Here is a 384-nt window from a genome sequence, read left to right as displayed (position 1 = left end):
TCGGTGGCGAGGTCGCCCTCGGTGATCGCCAGCGTTCCGGACAGGCGCTGGAAGGCCGTCGAGTCACCGTCCGGCTGGAGCGGTCCGGCGCGCGGATCGGACAACACGGCAGCGAGTTCCGGAATCTCGAAGCCGGTGAAGGTGCCGTTGGCGATGGCGACGTTCGCGGTGCCGCGAATGGCGCGCGCGAAGGCGCCCCAGCTTCCGCCGCGGCTGCCGAGCGCAATGGTCGCCGTCGCGCGTCCGTCGAGCGCGCCGATGCCGAATGCGTCGGCAAGGGCGACGCCGGCGGGCACGTCGGCGATGGCGGCGTTGGCGTTGGCGACCAGTTCGCCATCGACCATGCGCGCTGCGATCGTCGCCGTCAGCGTGCCGCCGTAGAGT

Annotated in this window: 1 protein-coding gene; it reads right to left on the bottom strand. The window is 72.1% G+C overall.

The features are described from left to right. A partial coding sequence (locus I6F37_RS44695; RefSeq protein ID WP_225155086.1) for an AsmA-like C-terminal region-containing protein occupies positions 1 to 384 on the bottom strand: 384 nt, incomplete at both ends.

Origin of the sequence: Bradyrhizobium sp. NBAIM08 (genome assembly GCF_020193935.1) — a bacterium.
In the GTDB taxonomy this organism is placed as follows: Bacteria; Pseudomonadota; Alphaproteobacteria; order Rhizobiales; family Xanthobacteraceae; genus Bradyrhizobium; species Bradyrhizobium yuanmingense.
This window is presented reverse-complemented; position numbering and strand designations above follow the sequence as displayed.